The following is an 18,662-nucleotide window of genomic DNA, read 5'->3' on the forward strand; positions in this document are numbered from 1 at the left end:
CCGGCCGCTCACACCAAGCGGACGACGGAGGAGCGAGTGGCGTAGGGCGCGTGGGCGGGTACTTCCGCGGACGTACCTAGGTGGTTTGGTCGGTCATTGTCCAGACGTGGCGCAATGACTGGCCGGCCAGGCCTTCTGGGTTTTGGGCGAAGCTTTCGACGAATTGGCTCATGTGGTCCTGCCAGCGGCGGTCGACCGGGTCTTGGGACAGTTGGGCCACCGCGGCTTCGTAGTCGTCGCATTCGACCAGGTGGAACAGGTCCCGGCCGCTTCGCCAGATGCTCCAGTCGTGGATGCCGGCCTGGTTCATGACGGTGATCAGTTCGGGCCACACGCGGGCGTGCTCGAGCTCGTAGGCCTCTTCGGTCCCGGGGATCAGCCGGCTGTGCAGTGCTAGGCGGGTCACAATCGTGCAGGATACGCCGGGCAGTGACCGAACCGTTATCCGAACTCACCGTGATCGCCTCGACGTGGCCGGTGGTCCCTGGCAGGTTAAGGGGCTGTCCTGGACACCGCATTCCCAGCAGGAGGACCAATGGTCGAGCGGAGCGCGCCCTGGCCGCCTGGTACGCCGAACTGGGTGGATCTGGCAGCCGACGACGCCGAGGCTGCAGCCCGGTTCTATGCCGACCTGTTCGGCTGGGAATGCGCGCACCAGGGCACCCGCGACTACCGGGTCTGCAAGCTGGACGGCAAGGATGTCGGCGGCATCGGCCCGAAGCAGCCCGGCACCGAGCATCTCCCGAGCCGCTGGACCACCTACCTGGCCACCGATCAGCTCGATCACACGCTCACGGCCGTGGCGAAGCAGCAAGGGACGAAACTTCTCGAGCGCGACGTCGAACAGCACGGCCGGATGGCGATCGCCGCCGACCCGAACGGCGCGATCTTCGGGCTCTGGCAGGCCACCGACCACATCGGTACCGAGCGTAGTACCGGTCCTGGCAGGCTGGTCTGGAGCGAGGCGCTGAGCGAGGACTACGAGACCGCGCGCGAGTTCTACACCGCCGTCTTCGGCTATCGCGCCGAGGAGATCGGCGGTTACAGCCGGTACGCCGCCCTGTACGCGGCCGACAAACCCGTCGCGGGCACCGGCGAACTCCACCCCGACTTCCCGGCCGGTACGCCGCCGCACTGGCTCCCGTATTTCGCCGTGACCAGTACCGACGGAACGGTCGACAAAACCACCGCGTCAGGCGGGGAAATCCACGGCGAGCCGCTGGAAACCGACTTCGGCCGGATAGCCGTCCTGACCGACCCCGAAGGGGCCCGGTTCGCCGTCATCCAGCTCGGCTGATCCAGCCGTAGCGGCCGATCCGCGCTGTAAATCAAGGCGATTCACCCAGGCAATCGCGAGCCCGAGGCCAACTTCGGGCGCCGGTCGCGCGTCGTAGGAGTGTCCAGGGTCTGCCGCGTGAGTATTTTCCCCCTCGTGGCAGGCTGGCCACACGCCGAAGACTGTTCCAGGTGTGTACCCGTCGCCGTGCGAGAGTTGAGAACGTGAAGCGAACTGCTGCCATCGTCTGTCTGAGTGCCGTCCTTGTCACCGCCGGTTGTACCGACAGCAAGTCGGGCGACGGGGGCAAGCCAGACCCCAACAACGAGAAGCAAGCCTCGGCGGAGGTGGTGAAGAACTTCGCCGCCGCCTGGGTCAAAGCCTGGGCGCCGAACGGCAAACCGGAGGAGGCCGCGGCGCTGACCGACACGCCGGCCACGTTCGGCAAGCGGCTCGACGAGGTCGATACCGCGCTGGTCGCCCAGTCCGTCACCGTGACGCCGCAGGGCGACGCGAAGTGCTCCGACGACAACAACTGCACCCAGGATCTCGCCGTCGAGGCCGACCTACGCGGTATCGGCACGATGAAGTGGACCAGTACGGCGACCGCGGTGAAGACCGGAGACGCCTGGAAGATCAAGGCGTCCGGCGACACCATCTACCCGGGGCTGGGCGAGGCGAACTACCTCAAGCGCGTCCGGGCGATGCCGGCCCGTGCCTCGATCCTCGACCGCAACGGCCAGGCGCTGACCGCCAACCGGCCGGTCGTGATCGTCGGGGTTGCCTCCGGCAACGTCGCGACCGCTGCGACGTACGCGGCCTTCACCGCCAAGCTCCAGGTCGACGGCGCCAAGCTGAAGGCCCGCGCGGTCGCCGCGCCGGCCGGTCAGTTCGTGGACGCGATCACGATCCGCGCGAACGAATGGGAGGCCCTCCGGCCGACCATGGGCAAGCTGCCCGGTGTGCTCACGATGGGCGGCACGCAGTCGCTCGCGGAGAGCCCGACCTTCGCCCGCTCGGTGCTCGGCACGATGAAGACGGCAACCGCCGACACGCTCAAGAACGCCGGACCGACCGCGTCGGCCACCGACCAGGTCGGCACCACCGGCCTGCAGTACTCGGCCCAGCAGCAGCTCGCCGGTACGCCGGGCGGAACGGTCACGTTGCGCGACGGCAAGACCAAGCTGACGATCAAGACGGTCTTCTCCCAGAAGGGCAAGGCCGGTACGCCGGTCAAGACCACCCTCGACCCGAACCTGCAACGCTTCGCCGAGGCCGCCCTGGCGACGAGCAAGCTGCCGGCATCGCTGGTCGCGATCCAGCCGTCGACCGGGCAGATCCTCGCCGCGGCGAACGGGCCGACCCCGACGAGCTACAACCGCGCCTTCCAGGGCCGGTACGCGCCGGGCTCGACGTTCAAGATCGTCACCTCTGCCGCGTTGCTCGGCAGCGGGCTGACCGCGACGACCGCGCTTCCGTGCACCGACACGATCAACGTGTTCGGCAAGACCTTCAAGAACTACGACGGCCTGGCGCCGTACGGCAGCGGGCCGATGCAGAAGGCCTTCAACCAGTCCTGCAACACCGCGTTCATCTCCCAGCACGCCCGGTTGAAGGCCGACGGGATGACGAAGGCGGCGGCGATGTTCGGGATCGGGCAGGACCTCAAGCTCTCGATCCCGGCGTACGGCGGTGAGGTGCCGGCGCCGAAGGACGACGTCGCCGAGGCGGCCTCGATGATCGGCCAGGGCACCGTGACGGCCAGCCCGCTGGCGATGGCGATGGTGGCGGGCACGGTTCAGCACGGTACTGCGCTGAAGCCGGTGCTCGTCCCGGGCAAGGACCCGGCCGGCCCGGCCGCCAGCCCGTTGCCCGCAGCAACGACTGCCGCACTGCGCACCTTCATGCGCACCACCGTCACCGGCGGTACCGGCCACGCACTGGCCCCCTACGGCGCGGTCGGCGCGAAGACCGGCACCGCCGAGCTAGTTGCCAACGGCAAGGTCATCACGAACGGCTGGATGGTCGGCTACCGCGGCGACGTGGCCTTCGCCGTCATCGTCGAAGGCGGCGCCTCCGGCGGCAAGGCGGCCGGCCCGATCCTCGCCAACTTCCTCAGCAAGTTCAGCTGACCAGCCGAACACCACAGAAGGACCAGCAGACTTTTCCGCTGGTCCTTCTGTGATTCCTAAGAAGTCCCTTAACTCGCGGGGTTTCGGGGTTTTCGTCACCTAGAGTGTTGTGATGGAGACCCTGACCTGCCCCAAGTGCCGAGGATCGATGCGTACGTATGAGCGCAGCGGCGTCACCGTCGACCAGTGCACCGAGTGCCGCGGCATCTTTCTCGACCGGGGTGAGCTGGAGAAGCTCGTCGACGCCGAGATTTCCTTCAACGGGCCGCAACCGGTCCAGCAGCCGGTCCAGCAGGTGCAACCGCGGTACGAGGAGAAGCGGTACGAGGACAAGCGCCGCTACGACAACGATCGCGACCGCTACCAGCAGTACCCGCAGCGCAAGAAGAAGAAGTCCTTCTTCGACGAACTCTTCGACTGACCCGGGCTGACCGCTGACCGGCCGGCCGACGCCGCTAGTGGTGCCGGCCGTGCAGGGCGGGTTCGCGTTCCTCTTCGGTGATCCCGCCCCAGACGCCGTACATCTCGCCGACCGTCAGCGCGTGCTCGGCGCACTGGCGGCGGACGGGGCAGGTGCCGCACAGCGATTTGGCGAGTACTTCGCGGGCGCGTTTGCGCAGCCCGCGTTCGGACTCGGCGGCGAAGAACAGCTCGGGGTTCACGTCCTGGCAGGCGGCGCGATCATGCCATTCCCAGTTCTCGATGATCGCGGAGGGCAGGCCCTCGGGCGCTTTGGTGACCGCCCCGGCGGGCGGCTTGCGCCTCATCGGCGGATCCGGAGTCGTTCGGCCTTCATAGCCATCACAGACACCTCGTACCTGGTCGGGTTCCCGACGGCTGTCTGCATAGCCGCCGGCACCCGACCAAGTACCCACCGTCAAACGTCGGCTACTTCGAGACGACGATCCGCATCGAGGTGCCCTGCTGGGTCAGCACCCGGATCTTCACCCCGGCGTGCGGCACCTTGACGCCGTACGACGGGATCTTCGACGTCCAGAAGTCGTTCCGGTCATCGAAGGCCGGTACTGCGGCCGCGCCGCGCACGTAGTTCTTCTTGCCGGCCACGGTGAGGTTGAGCGAATCCGACTTCTGCAACCCGAAGGTCGCGTCGTAGCTCTGGATCGTGCTCCGCCAGTAGGCCCCGTCGAGCCGGACCCGCGGCTCCGGGTTCGCGTCGATCGGCAGCCACTGCCCCTGACCGGGGTGGACGGCCGTCTCGTTGTTCGACTGGGAGGTGTCCCAGTACGACACGAGCAGCCCGTCCTGGTACCCGAAGTGTTCGACCCAGTTCGGCCGCGGTGCGCCGACGAAGTTGTACGGGCCGTACTGCAGGTACTTGTTGAAGGAGTTGTAGGTGTAGTTCGACGCGAGGTAGTAGTTGTCGTACTGCCGCGTCACCGACTCGCCGGCCGGCTCGAACCCGGTCGCCGTCCACCCGTTCACGCCGCTCTCCGCGCCGTCGTCGAGCAGCGTCTTGCCACCCGCCGTCAGCTTGATGTCATCGGCGAAGAAGCCCAGTTCGTGCGTCGCCGCGTCGGTCGCGTACCGGAACCGCAGGTCGATCGTCTTCCCCGCGAACGCGGACAGGTCGAACTTCGCCGGCTGCCAGCCCGAGCTGTCCCCGTCGATACCGTTCGCCTCGGCCGCCTTGGTGATACTGCCCGGGATCGCCGTCCAGCCCGACCCGTCGTTCACCTCGATGTAGGCGTAGTCGCAGGCATCCGGGCCGCAGTCCTCGATCTTCCAGTTCGCCTGGAAGTCCAGCGACGCCTTGCCCGCCGGCAGGGTGACCTTGCGGGTGAGCGTGTTCGACAGCTTGTCGCCCGTGCCGCTCCACCACGACTTGGTACCGGCGACAGGCTTGACGAGTTGCGTCGTCACCTTCTTCTTCGGCAGGACGACCACGACGCCCTGGGCCCGCTTCGAGTTGTACTCGTGCGGGCCGAGGTCGACCGTCCTGGTCTGCCCCGCCTTCACCGTCTCGTAGTCGAGCCAGCCGAGCTGCAGCTTGTCCCAGGTACCGAGATCCTGCGGCTTCAGCCCGATGCCGACGTCACCCTTGGCGCCGGAGCGGGACTGCGACATCACGCTCCACCAGTTCACCGGGTTCTGGCTCGGCTGCCCGGAGGTGTCGTAGTGGTCGGGCAGCCCGAGGTCGTGCCCGTACTCGTGCGCGAACACGCTCAGGCCGCCGTTCTCCGGCTGGATCGTGTAGTCGCCGATCCACAACCCCGTGCTGCCGAGCTGGGTGCCGCCGAGCTTGTTGACCGACGGTCCGCTGGTGTGGTTGCTGAAGGCGTACCAGCGGTGCGACCAGATCGCGTCCTCACCCTGCTGCGGGTCACCGTCGGCCTGGTCGCCGCCGGAGTGGACGATCTGGAAGTGGTCGATGTACCCGTCCGGCTCGTTGAAGTTGCCGTCGCCATCGAAGTCGTAGCGGTCCCACTGGTCGTACGACGCGAGCGTGGACTTGATCTGCGCGTCGGTCTTGCCGGCCGCTTCCTGGCCCTTGACCCACTGCGCGACGGCGTCGCTGATCAGGTTCCAGGTGTTGCCGCAGATGGTGTCGTCGCACGGGTAGCCGTTGCTCCGGCCGTACCGCGCCTCGTTGTAGGGCACCTTCACCCAGTCCGAGACGGTGCCGTCGACGCTGTACCGGCCCGACGACTGCTTCTCGTAGTACGTCTTCACCGAATCGCCCTTGCCGAAGTACAGCTGGCGATAGTGATCGGGTGAGTAGTCGGCCTGCCAGATGGTGGAGTTGTCGGTACTCCGGTCCGGCGCAGGGATCGCGTTGTGCACCGGACCGTCGAAGGTGGCCGGCCCGTCGGTGTCCGGGTCGGTGTCCTTGTCCGGGAAGTCCGGGTGCCGCTGGTCGCCGAACTCGGCCAGGATCACGAAGATCCTGTCGGTCTTCTCCCGCGCCAGCTCGACGTACTGGTCCTTGCGCTTGGCCAGGACCTTGTCCCGGGCGCTGGTCGCCGGGCGCGCCACTTCCTGGCCGACCTTGACCACCTTGCTGGTGCCGCGCTGCTCGACCTTCGCCGTGCCGTTCAGCACATTCGCCAAGGCACGTTCGCGCAGGTCACGGCGCTTGTCCTCGAGGGCGTTGGGTAGTTCGTCCGGTCCGGCCTTGACCGCGGCCGGACCGCTGGGGGCATCACCGTCGGCCGGAGCCGGTCCGGCGACAGACTGCGGCAACTGGCCGAGCCCGGTCAGTACCGCGAGACTCAAGACCCCGATGGCCGTCGTCCGTGCGGGTTCGAAGCGCACTCTTCCTCCTGGGCCCATATCGGTTGGGTGGGCTGGCGCTGGCGGCGCAGCGGCGGCCCCGCGCCGGACAGGAGCCGGTGGCATCTATCCCGCGCGAGGCTACCGCACTCGGGGTCACCGCACGGTGACCCCGAGCGATGTCGACCCTGATATTCACCCTGCCGGCAGACCTGTCGCGGCGGTATCTTCCGGAGATGAGCAGCCCGAAAGCACCGCCTGTCTCCCTCCGGCCGCTGACCGCCGAGGAGTACGACGGCTGGAAGACCCACAGCTGCGAGAACTACGCCGCCGATATCGGCCCGGCCCGCCGGCTCGATCCCGCGGCAGCGTTGGAGGCCGCCTACCGAGAGTTCGACACCCTGCTCACCGACGGGCCGACGACCGAGAACCAGCTGGTCTGGCTGGCCTACCACGAGGGCACCCCGGTCGGCAGCCTGTGGATCAGCACGCAGAAGGCGGTTCCGTTCGTCTACTTGATCGAGGTGCGCGCGGAGCAGCGCGGCAAGGGATACGGACGGTCGATCATGCTGGCCGGCGAGGAGGAGTGCCGCAGCCGCGGCTACGACAGCCTCGCCCTGAACGTCTTCGGCAGCAACAGCGTCGCCACCGGCCTCTACGACTCCCTCGGGTACGAGGTCGTCACCCAGGAGATGCGCAAGACGCTCTAGCAGCCCTTCGCCAGGTCTGCCACCGCATCGAGGTGCTTCGGGGTCCAGCCGAGTTCGCGCTTGGCCCGGTCGCCGCTGATCCGCTGGTCGAGCGCATACGCGGCCGCGATCGGGCCCATCCGCTCAGCAGCTTCCTCGTACGTCAACTGCTCGACGCTGCCTGGAAGCCCAGCAGCCTCGGCCAGCGCCGGAGCGAGCTTGGCGAACTGCACGTTCTCCGCAACACCGAGATACATCGCCCCGGCAGGCGCGTTCAACGCAAGCACATACAGCTCGGCGATGTCCTCCACGTGCACCAAGGTCGTGTGGTTCGTCCCGTCACCGATCACCGGTACTGCGCCCGCTGCGCGGGCCGGCTCCACGAAGAACGCCTCGATCAGCCCGGCCCCTCGCCCGTACACGAGTCCCGGCATGACCAGCACCGGACGCGACCCTTCGGCCGCCGTCGCGAGCACCTGAGCCTCGTTGTCCAGCCGCCAAGCCGTGATCGCCGGCGGGTTCATCTCCGCCGTCTCGTCGATCACCCCGTCCGTGTCGCCGTACACCCAGACACCACCGGTGTGGACGTACGCCCCACGCCCGCCGAGCCCGGCCAGCATTGCCTCGGCAGCGGCCAGGTCGATGGCACCCGCCTCCGGGCTGTTGACCGCGCCGAGGTGGATGACCCCGTCGGCGGCCGCGGCGGCAGTACGCAGTACGTCGAGATCGGCCAGATCGCCGACGACCGCCTTGGCGCCGAGGGCGGTGACCGTGTCGACCGCCTGGTCGCTCCGGGCCAGCGAGGTCACCTCGTGTCCGTGCCGGAGCAGCGCCTCGATCGTCGCCCGGCCGATGTAGCCGGAACCGCCGGTCAGAAATACCTTCATGAATGTTCCCTTTCTGTCCTCTCCAGCCTCCGTCTGTCGCTCTGCGTAGTCCAAGACCTGTTCTGCCGTCTGTGATACCTCTGGGGTATGAGCACGTCACCTGGCTGGTGGTTGCTGCACGTCGACATGGATCAGTTCATCGCCGCGGTGGAGATCCGCCGCCGGCCTGAGCTGCGTGGGCTGCCGGTTGTCGTCGGCGGTTCGGGTGATCCCACCCAGGCCCGGCAAGTGGTCGCCACCGCGTCGTACGAGGCGCGTGAGTTCGGGGTGCACTCGGGCATGCCGTTGCGGGCGGCTCTGAAGAAGTGCCCCGTCGCGGTGTTCCTGGCGACCGATCCGGCGGCGTACGACGCTGCGTCGGCCGAGGTGATGGACACGCTGCGCGAGTTCCCGGTGATCGTCGAGGTGTGGGGTTGGGACGAGTGCTTCGTCGGTGCTTCGACGGATGATCCGGAGGCGCTGGCCGGCGAGCTGCGGGCCGCAGTACTGGAACGGACGGGGTTGGCGTGCTCGATCGGGATCGGTGACAACAAGGTGCGGGCCAAGCTCGCCACCGGATTCGGCAAGCGGGACAGCGGGAGCGGCTTGGGGATCTATCGGTTGACCGCCGCCAACTGGGTCGAGGTGATGCACGAGCGTCCGGTGCGTGAGCTGTGGGGTATCGGCAGCCGGATGTCGCAGAACCTCAACGAATTGGGGCTTTTCACCGTGGCGGAGCTCGCGGCGGCCGACGTCGACGTACTGACGAAGCGGTTCGGGCCGAACATGGGGGCGTGGTATCTCGCGCTCGGGCGCGGGCTCGGTGACACCGAGGTGACCGACGTACCGCGCGAGCCGGTGTCGCGGAGTCATGAGGAGACATTCGCTGTCGATCTTGCCGACCGCGCCGAGGTCGAGCGCGAGTTGCGGCGGATCGCACTCACGGTCACCCGCGAGATCGTCGCCGAGGGCCGGAGCGTCCAGCGGATCGCGGTGAAGGTTCGCTTCACCTCCTTCTTCACACCGATCAAGAGCCGGAAGCTGCCCGAGATCACCCAGGATCCTGAGGTCGTCGCGGCGGCGGCACTCGTCCTGCTGGAGAAGTTCGAGCTACGCCGGCCGGTCCGGCTGCTCGGCGTCCGGGTGGAATTCCCCCGGCCCTGAACTTCTGCCCGGAAGAACGCGTCCAACGGGTATGTTGACCCGCGCAACCGCCATCAGCGCAGCTCTCGCCGTACTGGCCACCGGCGGCCTGGCCACGGCAGCCGTGGCTCGCTCGCACTCCTCCGCTGATGGTGGCGGTGCGTGGAATGTGGTCGCCGGGGGCGACCTCAAGGGGCCGCCGGCCGCGAAGAAGCCAGTCGGCACTCAGCCGAAGCCGGTCGACAAGGTGCCTGCGCTCAAGGCGGCGCAGGTGAGGTACCAGCACGAAAGCTGGGGCGACCCGAAGACGGAGGTCGGCGTCGTCATCTGGGCGCCGAAGGGCTGGAAGAAGGTGAAGCTGTCGACGTTCGAGGTGAAGTTCACCAGCCCGAACGGCCGGTGGAACCTGCGCGTGGACGCCACGGCCAAGGACGAGCCGATCAAGACCGCCGCGGACGCCAAGTACGAGCTGACCTCGTCCTCGACCGAGGACTTCAAACTGATCTCTCGCGAAACCGGCGCCACCCGCGCGACCAATCCGAACTTCCAGGGCGTGATCTTCCACCATCGCACCCTGACCTACACCTACACAGACCCCAACCGAGGGCCCCGACTGGTGGTCGACCGCTTCGTCTCCATCGACGACACCGCCCACACCATGTTCGAGGTCAGCACCGGCGGTCGTCCCCAGGACGCCGCCGCCTTGGCTGCCATCACCGCCAAGGCGACCGAGGACTTCATCCGGCTCCCCTGACCCGAGCGGCCAGTCAGGTGAGGTTGTAGACGCGACGGGCTGTGTTGCCGAAGATCGCCTCGCGTTCGGCGGTGGTGAGGATGGCTGTCAGGTCGGTGGCTGCTTGGACTACTTCGGCGTACGAGGCGGCGAGTAGGCAGACGGGCCAGTCGGAGCCGAACATCACTCGGTCGGGGCCGAAGGCGTCCAGTACCACCTCGACGTAGGGCTGGAGGTCGGAGACTTTCCAATCTGTCCAGGATGCCTCGGTCACCATGCCGGAGAGCTTGCAGGAGACGTTCGGCAGGGCAGCGAGTGCTCTGAGCTCAGAAGCCCAGGGCTCGAGGTCGCCGCCGATGACCGGCTTGGAGATGTGGTCGACGACGAATGACAGTTGCGGTAGAGCCTGCGCGGTCTCCAGCGCGGCCGGCAGGTGCGGAGTCTTCGTCAGCAGGTCGTAGACCAGCCCCGCATCGGCGACCGCTGCAAGCCCTGTGCGTACGTCGTCGCGGCACAACCACCGCGGGTCGGGCTCGTCGTGCACCTGATGCCGGATGCCCTTCAGCCACGCACCATCCGCCCGCTCCTTCAACGCCGCCAACGCCTCGTTGACCTCGGCCGCGGTGAGATCAACCCACCCGACCACACCTGCCACCAATTCGTTGCCAGTAGCAACTTCCAGGAACTCGGGCGTCTCAGCAGCCACGCCAACTGTCTGCACCAGCACCGTCGACGTCACCCCGGCTTCCGCCGCCAGTGGAGCAAGCTCGTCGACCGAGAAGTTCCGCCGGACCGGATCCAGCCCCGGCCCCACCATCCAGGTCTGCTCCCGGACACTCAGATCCCAGACGTGGTGGTGCGCGTCAACTCGCCCGCTCATGCTGCGGCCGTTCCTTCCGCGTGGATGAGGCGGATGACCTGGTGGCTCATCGTGTCGTAGTCATGGGTGTTCGGGACTTCGCCACGGACCCGGAAATCTCGCATGACGACCACCCGGTCGGCCAGCGTGATCATCTCCGGCAGGTCCGAAGTGATCAGCAGGATGGCCAGGCCGTTGGCGGCCAGATCCCAGATCAGGGTGTGGAAGGCGTCCTTGGTGCGGACATCGATACCGACCGTCGGCTCGTCGATGATCAGGATCTCGGTCTTCGCCGCCAGCCACTTCGCCAGCGAGACCTTCTGCTGATTGCCGCCCGACAGAGTGCCGGCGAGTTGCTCCGGTGACGCGATCCGGATCCCGAGCTGCTCGACGTACTCGGCGACCAGAGCGGACTCCGCCTTCTTCGGCACGTAGGACAGCCCCGGAACCCGCCCGAGCCGCTTCTGCAGCCGATCCCACACCGTCACAGCGATGTTGCGTTGCACCGACTGCTCCAGGAAGACGCCTTCCTCCTTGCGGTTCTCGGTGACATACCCGATCTTGTGGTTCTTCAGCGCGTCCCGCACGTTCCGAATCCGCACCGCCTCACCCCGCACCCGTACTTCGCCCGCCGTGATCCGGTCGAGCCCGAGCAGCGCCTTGGCCAGCTCACTCCGGCCGGCGCCGACGAGCCCGTAGAGCCCGACGATCTCCCCCGGCCGCACGCTGAGGTCGACGCCCACGTGGCCGGTCGCAGTACCGACTCCCGAGAGCTCCAGCAATGGCGCCGCATCGGCGGCGACCGTCCGCGGCGGGAGCGTCAGTGCCTCGTGCACCCGACCCACCATCAGGTCGACGACCTGGTCACGCGTGAGGTCCGACAAGGCGCCGGACTCGAGCACCGACGAACCGTCCCGCAGCACCGTGACGGTGTCGCAGATCTGGAAGACCTCTTCGAGCTTGTGGCTGACGAACAGCACCGCGCGCCCGTCGTTCTTGAGCTTCTCGACCACCCGGAAGAGCCGCTCGGCCTCGTTCGGCGTGATCGAGGCCGTCGGCTCGTCGAGCAGCAGCACCCGGCTCTCGATCGAGAGCGCCTTCGCGATCTCGACCAGCTGCGCCTGCGCGACGGACAGCTCCGTCACCGGCAGATCCGGGTCGAGCTCCAGGTCGAGCTCGGCCAGCCAGCGCGACGCCTCGGACCGGATCCGGCCGCGATCCACCAGTCCGCGGGAGGTCGGCAGCTTCTGGAGCAGGATGTTCTCCCCGATCGTGAAGCCCGGGATCAGGTTGCGCTCCTGGTGCACGACGCCGATCCCGGCCGAGGCCGATTCGTGCGGCGACCCGAAGGTGACCTCTTTGCCGTCCAGCAACAGCCGCCCGCCATCCGGCTTGTAGAGCCCGGTGATCACCTTGATCAGGGTCGACTTGCCGGCACCGTTCTCCCCCAGCAACGCGTGCACCGAGCCCGCTTCGAGCTTCAGCGTCACCCCGTCGAGCGCCCGGACACCAGGGAACAACTTGTCCACAGCGGAGGCTTCGAACAGCGTCATGAGACCCCTCCTGCCACGGCAGCGTCCGGCGCTTTGACGACCGTACGCCGCTCCTGGCGGCGGGTTCGGACCTGGCCGAGGACCACCGAGCCGAGCACGACGGTGCCGACGACGAAGTTCACCCAGCTGGGCTCGAGCGAGAACTCCGCCCGAGCCGTGTCGACGAAGCGCACGATGAAGGCGGCCAGCACCGTACCGAGCACGACTGCCGAGCCGCCGGTGAGGAGGGCGCCACCGATGATCGGCGCGGCGAAGCTCGGCAGCAGCCAGTCGCCGCCGATGCTCTTGTTCACGCCCGGCGACGACGCGATGGTCAGGACCGCCGCGACGCCGAGGATCGCGCCGGACAGCGTGTGCGCGACGATCACCGAGCGGTCGTTGGAGATCCCCGAAAGCCTTGCGGCAATGGGGTTCCCGCCTGAGGCGAGCAGCTGCCGCCCAGGGACCGTCCGGCGCAACATCAGCGCGAGCAACCCGGCCACCAGCAGCGCCACCAGGAAGATCAACGGGAGCACCCCGAACACGGCGTACGAGCCGAAGCTCTTCAGTCCTTGGGGATAGGCGTCGATCGTGCGCGTGCCCACCAGCCGGTACTGCACGCCGAGCAGCACGGTCATCGTCGCCAGCGTGACGATGAACCCGTTGATCCGGGTCAGCACGACGAGCAGCCCGTTGGCCAAGCCGGCGAGCGTCGCGAGCAGGAAGCCGATCAGCAGCGCGAGCGGCACGGGCACGCCGTGGTCGGCCATCAGCACGCCCATCGCGCACGCGGCGAACCCGCCGACGGCACCGACGGCGAGGTTGAGTTGACCCACGGCCAAGACCACCATCTGAGCCAATCCGATCAGTACCGGCACCGCAAGGAACTGAAGGAGCACTCGCAGTGAATTCGCCTCGAGCAGGTCACCGTGCGAGGCGATCACCAAAGCGATGAAGAACACCACGCCGATCACCAGCAGAGTCATCTCGGTCGTCTTCGCGAACCGCAGAGCGAACGGCTTCATCTCTCCTTCACCCCCTGCCGGTCGGACAGCACTGTTCGGAACCGGTCGGTCGAGAGCGCGACGAGCAGGATCAGCCCGAGGTAGATGTTCAGGCTCTCCAGCCCGACCCCCAGCAGATCAAGGCCTTTCCGGATCACCGAGGTCAGCGCGGTACCGAGCAACGTGCCCCAGATCGAAATGAAACCGCCGGCCAGCAGCGTCCCGCCGAGGATCGGGCCGAGGAACGACGGCAGCATGAACTCCTCGCCGATCGTCGCCTTGATCGACCCGGTGCTCACCGCGAGCATGAACCCGGCCAGCGCCGCCAGACAGCCCGACATGGCATGCGCCGTGATCACCCGGCGAGCGGTTGGGATCCCCGACAACTCGGCGGCCTTCACCGAAGTACCGGTCATCAACAGCTCGCGACCGAGCTTGGTCCGGCTGTAGATCCAGCCGACCACGATCATGGCGATCACCGCGAACATGGCCAGCTGCGGCACGGCGGGCGAGCCGCAGACGTTGCCGATGCAGACGTCCGCGAGCGAGTAGTTGCGCAGCTCGCGCATCCCCGGCGGCTTGGTGACGAAGGCGGCGTTGTCGGTCAGCCCGGTGTAGACGAGCGGAATCAGCCCGAGCAGCAGGAAGTCGAGGGCCAGCGTGACGACGAAGGAGTTCACGCCGGTCCGGGCGATCACCCAGCCCGCGAGCGCGCCGATCGCAGTACCGGCGATCAGGCCGACCAGCAGACCGGCGTACAGGCTGAAGTGCCACAGGTCATACGAGATGCCCGTGATCATCATCGAGAAGGCCGCCATCCGGCCGACGGCGAGGTTCATGTGGCCGATCGACAGCACGCACATCTGGGCCAGGCCGACGACGGTGAACATCGCGATATCGCGGAGCAGCGGGAAGATCACCAGCTGCTGGTTGAAGAACGCGGGGCGGAGGATCCCGAAGAGCGCGGAGAGCGCCACCACCAGGATCAGCAGGCCGATCCGCTGATTGGCCCACCAGGGAGTGCGCCCACCGCGCGGCTGCTCGACCGGTGCGTCCGGTTCCTGCAGCGCCGCGGTGGCGGTCTCCGAGACGGGTGCGCTCACGAGACCCGCCGGTCGTCGATCGCGTCCCGGTCCCAGTCGATCCCGAGGCCTGGTTCGTCGGGTGCGACGGCGTGCCCCTCGACGATCTCCATCTCGCTCTTGGTGATCGCCCGCAACTGCGGGATGTGTTCGACGTACCGGCCGTTCGGTACCGCGGCCGTCAGGCTGACGTGGAGCTCCATCAGGAAGTGCGGGCAGACCTCGAGGTTGAAGGTCTCGGCCAGGTGCGCCACCTTCAGCCACGGGGTGATGCCGCCGATCCGGGCGACGTCCACCTGGATGATGCCGGCCGCGCCCGCGGCGACGTACTCGCGGAACTGCGAGATCGAGTACATCGACTCGCCGACCGCGATCGGGATCGAGGTGGACTCGGCCAGCCGGACGTGCCCGGTCAGATCGTCGGCCGGCAACGGCTCCTCGAACCAGCTCAGGTCGAGCGGCTCGAATGCACGGGCGCGGCGCTTCGCTTCGGCGTACGTCATCGACTGGTTGGCGTCGACCATGATGTCGAGGGCCGGACCGACAGCATCCCGTACCGCGGACAGCCGCTCGAGATCCTCGTGGACGCGCGGCTTGCCCACCTTGAGCTTCACCCCGGGCCAGCCGGCCTTCTGCGAGGCGAGCGCGCCGGCGACGAGCTGGTCCGTTGTCAGGTGCAACCAACCGCCTTCGGTGTCGTACAGCGGCACGCGCTGACGGAAGCCACCCGCGAGCCGCCAGAGCGGTTGGTCCGCCCGGCGACAGCGCAGATCCCACAGGGCGGTGTCGACCGAGGCGAGCGCGAGCGAGGTGATCGCGCCGACCGTCGTCGCCCGGGTGGAGGCGAACAGGTCGAACCAGATCCCCTCGACGTTGCGGGCGTCGGCGCCGACCAGCCGCGGCAACAGGTGATCGCGCAGCATCGAGAGGACGGCGGTACCACCGGTACCGATCGTGTAGGAGTAGCCGAGTCCGGAGTACCCGTCGGTGGTCTCGAGCTCGACGAAGATCGTCTCCTGCTTGAGGAAGGACTGGACCGCGTCGGTCCGGACGGTCTCCACCTCGAGGTCGACCAGGAAGGCCTCGGCGCGGCTGATCGTTGTCTTGGGCAAGGTCTTCAGTCCACTCACTTGCAGCTCAGCTGCGCGGCGAAGTCCTTCTGCAGCGCGGTCGTCTTGGCCTTGCGCTCGGTGTCGTAGGTGTCGACGTTGGCCTTGGTGACGACGAACGAGCCGGAGTCGACGATCACGCCGGGCGTCTTCATCGTGCACTGCTTGGAGCCGAGCAGGGCGAGCAGCCAGCCACCGACGTACGCCTGGCCGACCGGGTTCTGGGTGACCGTCGCGGCGACGCCGCCGGACTTGATCCCGGACAGGATCTTGGCGTCGTCGTCGATCGCCACCACCTTGATCGGAAGCTTGCTGCTGGCCACCCCGTCGGCCGCGGCGACGGCCGGGTTGTAGGCGGTGGTGACGATGCCCTTGATCTCCTTGCCCTTCGAGGCAAGCAGGTCGGCGACGGCCTTCTGCGCGGTCTGCAGGTCCTTGTCGATGTCGGTGATCACCGGTAGTTCGGTCACCTTGCCGTTGGTCTCGGCGATCGCCTTCTTCACGCCGGCGATCCGGCGCTGGGTGTTCGAGTCGACGTTGTTGCCGGTCAGGTGCACGATCGTGCCTTCGCCGCCGATCGCCTCGATCGTTGCCTGGGTCGCCTTGTACGCCGCTGCCTCGACGTCCGTGGACAGGCAGAAGTCGGCCGCGTTGGTGTCACCGGCCGGGCAGGACGCGAGCGAGCCGACCGCGAACCCCTTCGCCTTCAGGTCCTCGAAGGTGGAGTTGATGTCGGTCGGCGAGACGCCGAAGATGCCGAACGCGTTGTAGCCCTGGGCTGCCAGCGAGTTGATCACGTTGTTCTGCTTGCTCTGGTCCCACTCGCCGGTTTCGTTGAATGTCACACCACCGAGCTTGAAATCGGTCTTGTCCAGGTCGGCGGTGGTCTTCCAGGGCTGGAAATAGGGGTGCGCGCCGCCCGGGATGAGGGCGAGCTTGACGCTCGAGCCGTCCTTGAGTTCCACCGGTCCGGTCGACGTACCGGTGGAAGCATCGTCGCCGGAGGTGCCACTTGCACTGCCCGTGGAGCTCTTGGTGCTGCAGCCGGTTGCGGCCAGCGCAACGACGGCCAGTCCGGCGGCGGTTTTCCGGTAGATCGAGTGGACGGTCATGGCGCTGACTCCTCAAAGATCCTATAGGATATTGCGTAGCTGATGCTGCCGCTTCACACTGGTGGCGTCAAGACTTGTCCGGGTAACGACTGCGTACACCGAATTCGGCAGACCGATTTCGGACCGTGGCCGCCGGTTTCGGACAGTCGTGCATGATAGGGACCTCGGGAGGAGCGACAGTGACAGATGCGCATGCGGGTCTGGCGGGGCAACTCTCGCGCCTGCCTCAGCGACAGGTACTGAGCGACGACGTCTACGAGACCGTCAAGGGCCTGATCATGGACAGCGTGGTCGAGCCGGGCACCCGGCTGAACATCGACGCCCTGACCCGGGAGCTCGGCATCTCACAGACGCCGATCCGCGAGTCGCTCGCCCGGCTGGAGTCCGACGGCCTGGTCATCAAGGAGCCGCTGCGGGGGTACAGGGTGTCCTCCCGGCTCACTCGGGAGGAGTTCGAGGACCTCTTCGAGTACCGGCTGCACGTCGAGCCCTGGGCGGCCGGTCGCGCCGCCGAGCGGACCGAGCCGGATGATCTGGCCCGGCTCAAGGACGAGATGCTCAGCTACACCGACGTACCGGATCGTCCCGACTACGACAGTTACAAGGCGATGGCTGCGCACGACCAGCGGTTCCACGACCTGGTACTGGAGCTGTCCGGCAACGAGACCGCGCGGCAGTCCTTCGCCCGCACGCACTGCCATCTGCACCTGTTTCGCCTGTACTACGGCGGCGGGATCGCAACCAAGGCGTTGCGTGAGCACAAGGCTGTGGTGGCCGCGGTCCGCAAGGGTGACCCGGACGAGGCGGCCGCGATGATGCGGGCGCACATCGAAGCCTCACGGGCCCGGTTGCGGCCTGTGTTCGACAAAATGTGATCCCTTCTTTCTAGGAGAGTTCTGTGGAACTGCTGCGCCTCGGCGCGGTCGGCGAAGAGCGCCCGTACGTGCGCTCGACCGACGGCACCGTCTACGACCTGAGCTCCGTCACCGCCGACATCGACGGCGCCTTCCTCGCCTCCGACGGCATCGCCCGCGCCCGGGCCGCGCTCGACGCCGGCTCGCTCCCGGTCGCCTCGGTCGAGGGCCTGCGGGTGGGTGCCCCGATCGCGAAGCCGGGCGCCGTCGTCTGCATCGGCCTGAACTACGCGGCCCACGCGGCCGAGTCCGGCGCCGAACCGCCGAAGAACCCGGTCGTCTTCTACAAGCACCCGAACACCGTCATCGGCCCGAACGACGACATCCTGATCCCCCGCGACTCCACCAAGACAGACTGGGAGGTCGAGCTCGCCGTCGTCATCGGCAAAACCGCCCGCTACCTGACCTCCGACGAGGAGGCACTCGCCTGCATCGCGGGCTACACGGTGTCGAACGACGTCTCCGAACGCGCCCTCCAGCTCGAGGTATCCGGCGGCCAGTGGTCCAAGGGCAAGTCCTGCGAGACGTTCAACCCGCTCGGCCCGGCCCTGGTACCGGCTGACGAGGTCGCCGACCCGCAAGCACTCGACCTGAAATCCTGGGTCAACGGCGAGCCCCGCCAGTCCTCGAACACCCGTGACATGATCTTCTCGGTCGCCGCCATCATCCGCGACCTCTCCCAGTACATGACCCTCGACCCGGGCGACCTGGTCAACACCGGCACCCCCGAAGGCGTAGCCCTCTCCGGCCGCTTCCCCTACCTAGCACCAGGCGACACCGTCGAATGCGAAATCCAAGGCCTAGGCAAACAAACCCAAACCCTCGCCAAGGCCTGACCCCGAACTGCGTGGGGAGAAATCCCCACGCAGCCTCCGCCGCTCACTCCTAATACCGGCTGAGTGCCTTCCTCGACCCCCATCCCACGGCCGACCCATCCCGATCCGCCTACTCCCGCCGGTGGCCTGGCCCGTCTGAGGGGT

The 18,662-nt window shown here is 67.5% G+C and carries 18 protein-coding genes; 8 read left to right on the forward strand and 10 right to left on the reverse strand.

Translation table 11 applies throughout. The features are described from left to right. Positions 1 to 76: 76 nt before the first annotated feature. Positions 77 to 406, reverse strand: coding sequence for an L-rhamnose mutarotase (locus G3I17_RS31655; protein WP_164601451.1), 330 nt, complete (start codon positions 404 to 406; stop codon positions 77 to 79). A 129-nt stretch (positions 407 to 535) separates the two neighbouring features. Here G3I17_RS31655 and G3I17_RS31660 point away from each other — a divergent pair, with 129 nt between their 5' ends. From G3I17_RS31660 to G3I17_RS31670, 3 genes are all read left to right on the forward strand, one after another. Then, positions 536 to 1,297: a VOC family protein gene (locus G3I17_RS31660; RefSeq protein ID WP_164601453.1), complete on the forward strand. Its 762-nt coding sequence runs from the start codon at positions 536 to 538 to the stop codon at positions 1,295 to 1,297. A 203-nt stretch (positions 1,298 to 1,500) separates the two neighbouring features. Continuing rightward, complete coding sequence (locus tag G3I17_RS31665) at positions 1,501 to 3,408, forward strand: penicillin-binding transpeptidase domain-containing protein (protein ID WP_164601455.1); 1,908 nt, start codon at positions 1,501 to 1,503, stop codon at positions 3,406 to 3,408. 121 nt (positions 3,409 to 3,529) lie between these two features. After that, the gene (locus G3I17_RS31670; RefSeq protein WP_203591048.1) at positions 3,530 to 3,829 is read left to right on the forward strand and encodes a zf-TFIIB domain-containing protein; all 300 of its coding nucleotides are present in this window, start codon (positions 3,530 to 3,532) and stop codon (positions 3,827 to 3,829) included. Positions 3,830 to 3,863: 34 nt separating this feature from the next. Here the strand turns inward: G3I17_RS31670 and G3I17_RS31675 are convergent, their stop codons facing one another. Together G3I17_RS31675 and G3I17_RS31680 are read right to left on the reverse strand one after the other, a co-directional pair. After that, on the reverse strand, positions 3,864 to 4,175 hold the full coding sequence (locus tag G3I17_RS31675; protein WP_164601459.1) for a WhiB family transcriptional regulator: 312 nt from the start codon (positions 4,173 to 4,175) through the stop codon (positions 3,864 to 3,866). Positions 4,176 to 4,296: 121 nt separating this feature from the next. Continuing rightward, entirely contained in the window at positions 4,297 to 6,681 is a 2,385-nt protein-coding gene (locus G3I17_RS31680) for an immune inhibitor A domain-containing protein (RefSeq protein ID WP_164601461.1), read from the reverse strand. Positions 6,682 to 6,875: 194 nt separating this feature from the next. Here G3I17_RS31680 and G3I17_RS31685 point away from each other — a divergent pair, with 194 nt between their 5' ends. After that, positions 6,876 to 7,349, forward strand: coding sequence for a GNAT family N-acetyltransferase (locus tag G3I17_RS31685; RefSeq protein WP_164601463.1), 474 nt, complete (start codon positions 6,876 to 6,878; stop codon positions 7,347 to 7,349). Here G3I17_RS31685 and G3I17_RS31690 read toward each other — a convergent pair. Beyond that, positions 7,346 to 8,215, reverse strand: a complete 870-nt coding sequence (locus tag G3I17_RS31690; RefSeq protein ID WP_164601465.1) for an NAD-dependent epimerase/dehydratase family protein — start codon at positions 8,213 to 8,215, stop codon at positions 7,346 to 7,348. The two genes, G3I17_RS31685 and G3I17_RS31690, sit on opposite strands and share 4 nt — an antisense overlap. An 87-nt stretch (positions 8,216 to 8,302) precedes the next feature. Between G3I17_RS31690 and G3I17_RS31695 the strand changes: the two genes are divergently transcribed. Together G3I17_RS31695 and G3I17_RS31700 are read left to right on the forward strand one after the other, a co-directional pair. Next, complete coding sequence (locus tag G3I17_RS31695) at positions 8,303 to 9,358, forward strand: DNA polymerase IV (RefSeq protein ID WP_164601467.1); 1,056 nt, start codon at positions 8,303 to 8,305, stop codon at positions 9,356 to 9,358. 31 nt (positions 9,359 to 9,389) lie between these two features. After that, on the forward strand, positions 9,390 to 10,091 hold the full coding sequence (locus G3I17_RS31700) for a hypothetical protein (protein WP_164601469.1): 702 nt from the start codon (positions 9,390 to 9,392) through the stop codon (positions 10,089 to 10,091). 13 nt (positions 10,092 to 10,104) lie between these two features. On the opposite strand, the gene G3I17_RS31705 is transcribed toward G3I17_RS31700, so the two are convergent. The 6 genes from G3I17_RS31705 to G3I17_RS31730 are packed head-to-tail and all read right to left on the reverse strand — an operon-like array spanning position 10,105 to position 16,768. After that, a complete protein-coding gene (locus G3I17_RS31705) occupies positions 10,105 to 10,950 on the reverse strand; it encodes an amidohydrolase family protein (RefSeq protein ID WP_164601471.1) in 846 nt (281 codons plus the stop codon). Next, positions 10,947 to 12,482, reverse strand: coding sequence for a sugar ABC transporter ATP-binding protein (locus tag G3I17_RS31710; protein ID WP_164601473.1), 1,536 nt, complete (start codon positions 12,480 to 12,482; stop codon positions 10,947 to 10,949). The genes G3I17_RS31705 and G3I17_RS31710 overlap by 4 nt, the downstream gene beginning before the upstream one ends. Next, positions 12,479 to 13,486, reverse strand: coding sequence for an ABC transporter permease (locus tag G3I17_RS31715; RefSeq protein WP_164601475.1), 1,008 nt, complete (start codon positions 13,484 to 13,486; stop codon positions 12,479 to 12,481). Before G3I17_RS31715 ends, G3I17_RS31710 begins: the two co-directional genes overlap by 4 nt. After that, positions 13,483 to 14,532 carry an ABC transporter permease gene (locus G3I17_RS31720; protein WP_164601504.1) on the reverse strand — a complete coding sequence of 350 codons (1,050 nt, stop codon included), beginning with the start codon at positions 14,530 to 14,532 and terminating at the stop codon, positions 13,483 to 13,485. The genes G3I17_RS31715 and G3I17_RS31720 overlap by 4 nt, the downstream gene beginning before the upstream one ends. A gap of 32 nt (positions 14,533 to 14,564) precedes the next feature. Beyond that, entirely contained in the window at positions 14,565 to 15,677 is a 1,113-nt protein-coding gene (locus tag G3I17_RS31725; RefSeq protein ID WP_164601477.1) for a mandelate racemase/muconate lactonizing enzyme family protein, read from the reverse strand. Beyond that, positions 15,674 to 16,768: a substrate-binding domain-containing protein gene (locus tag G3I17_RS31730; protein WP_203591029.1), complete on the reverse strand. Its 1,095-nt coding sequence runs from the start codon at positions 16,766 to 16,768 to the stop codon at positions 15,674 to 15,676. Before G3I17_RS31730 ends, G3I17_RS31725 begins: the two co-directional genes overlap by 4 nt. A gap of 179 nt (positions 16,769 to 16,947) precedes the next feature. Here G3I17_RS31730 and G3I17_RS31735 point away from each other — a divergent pair, with 179 nt between their 5' ends. Together G3I17_RS31735 and G3I17_RS31740 are read left to right on the forward strand one after the other, a co-directional pair. Continuing rightward, positions 16,948 to 17,643, forward strand: a complete 696-nt coding sequence (locus tag G3I17_RS31735) for a GntR family transcriptional regulator (RefSeq protein ID WP_164601479.1) — start codon at positions 16,948 to 16,950, stop codon at positions 17,641 to 17,643. A gap of 23 nt (positions 17,644 to 17,666) precedes the next feature. After that, entirely contained in the window at positions 17,667 to 18,518 is an 852-nt protein-coding gene (locus tag G3I17_RS31740) for a fumarylacetoacetate hydrolase family protein (protein ID WP_164601481.1), read from the forward strand. Positions 18,519 to 18,662 lie beyond the last annotated feature (144 nt).

The sequence above is a fragment of the Streptomyces sp. SID13031 genome, from assembly GCF_010548305.1.
Classification (GTDB): domain Bacteria; phylum Actinomycetota; class Actinomycetes; order Propionibacteriales; family Kribbellaceae; genus Kribbella.

Coding starts and splice junctions, on each gene's coding strand:
- G3I17_RS31660 (WP_164601453.1), top strand. CDS start 536: ATGGTCGAGCGGAGCGCGCCCTGGCCGCCTGGTACGCCGAACTGGGTG.
- G3I17_RS31675 (WP_164601459.1), bottom strand. CDS start 4,175: ATGAGGCGCAAGCCGCCCGCCGGGGCGGTCACCAAAGCGCCCGAGGGC.
- G3I17_RS31685 (WP_164601463.1), top strand. CDS start 6,876: ATGAGCAGCCCGAAAGCACCGCCTGTCTCCCTCCGGCCGCTGACCGCC.
- G3I17_RS31690 (WP_164601465.1), bottom strand. CDS start 8,215: ATGAAGGTATTTCTGACCGGCGGTTCCGGCTACATCGGCCGGGCGACG.
- G3I17_RS31695 (WP_164601467.1), top strand. CDS start 8,303: ATGAGCACGTCACCTGGCTGGTGGTTGCTGCACGTCGACATGGATCAG.
- G3I17_RS31700 (WP_164601469.1), top strand. CDS start 9,390: ATGTTGACCCGCGCAACCGCCATCAGCGCAGCTCTCGCCGTACTGGCC.
- G3I17_RS31705 (WP_164601471.1), bottom strand. CDS start 10,950: ATGAGCGGGCGAGTTGACGCGCACCACCACGTCTGGGATCTGAGTGTC.
- G3I17_RS31710 (WP_164601473.1), bottom strand. CDS start 12,482: ATGACGCTGTTCGAAGCCTCCGCTGTGGACAAGTTGTTCCCTGGTGTC.
- G3I17_RS31715 (WP_164601475.1), bottom strand. CDS start 13,486: ATGAAGCCGTTCGCTCTGCGGTTCGCGAAGACGACCGAGATGACTCTG.
- G3I17_RS31730 (WP_203591029.1), bottom strand. CDS start 16,768: ATGACCGTCCACTCGATCTACCGGAAAACCGCCGCCGGACTGGCCGTC.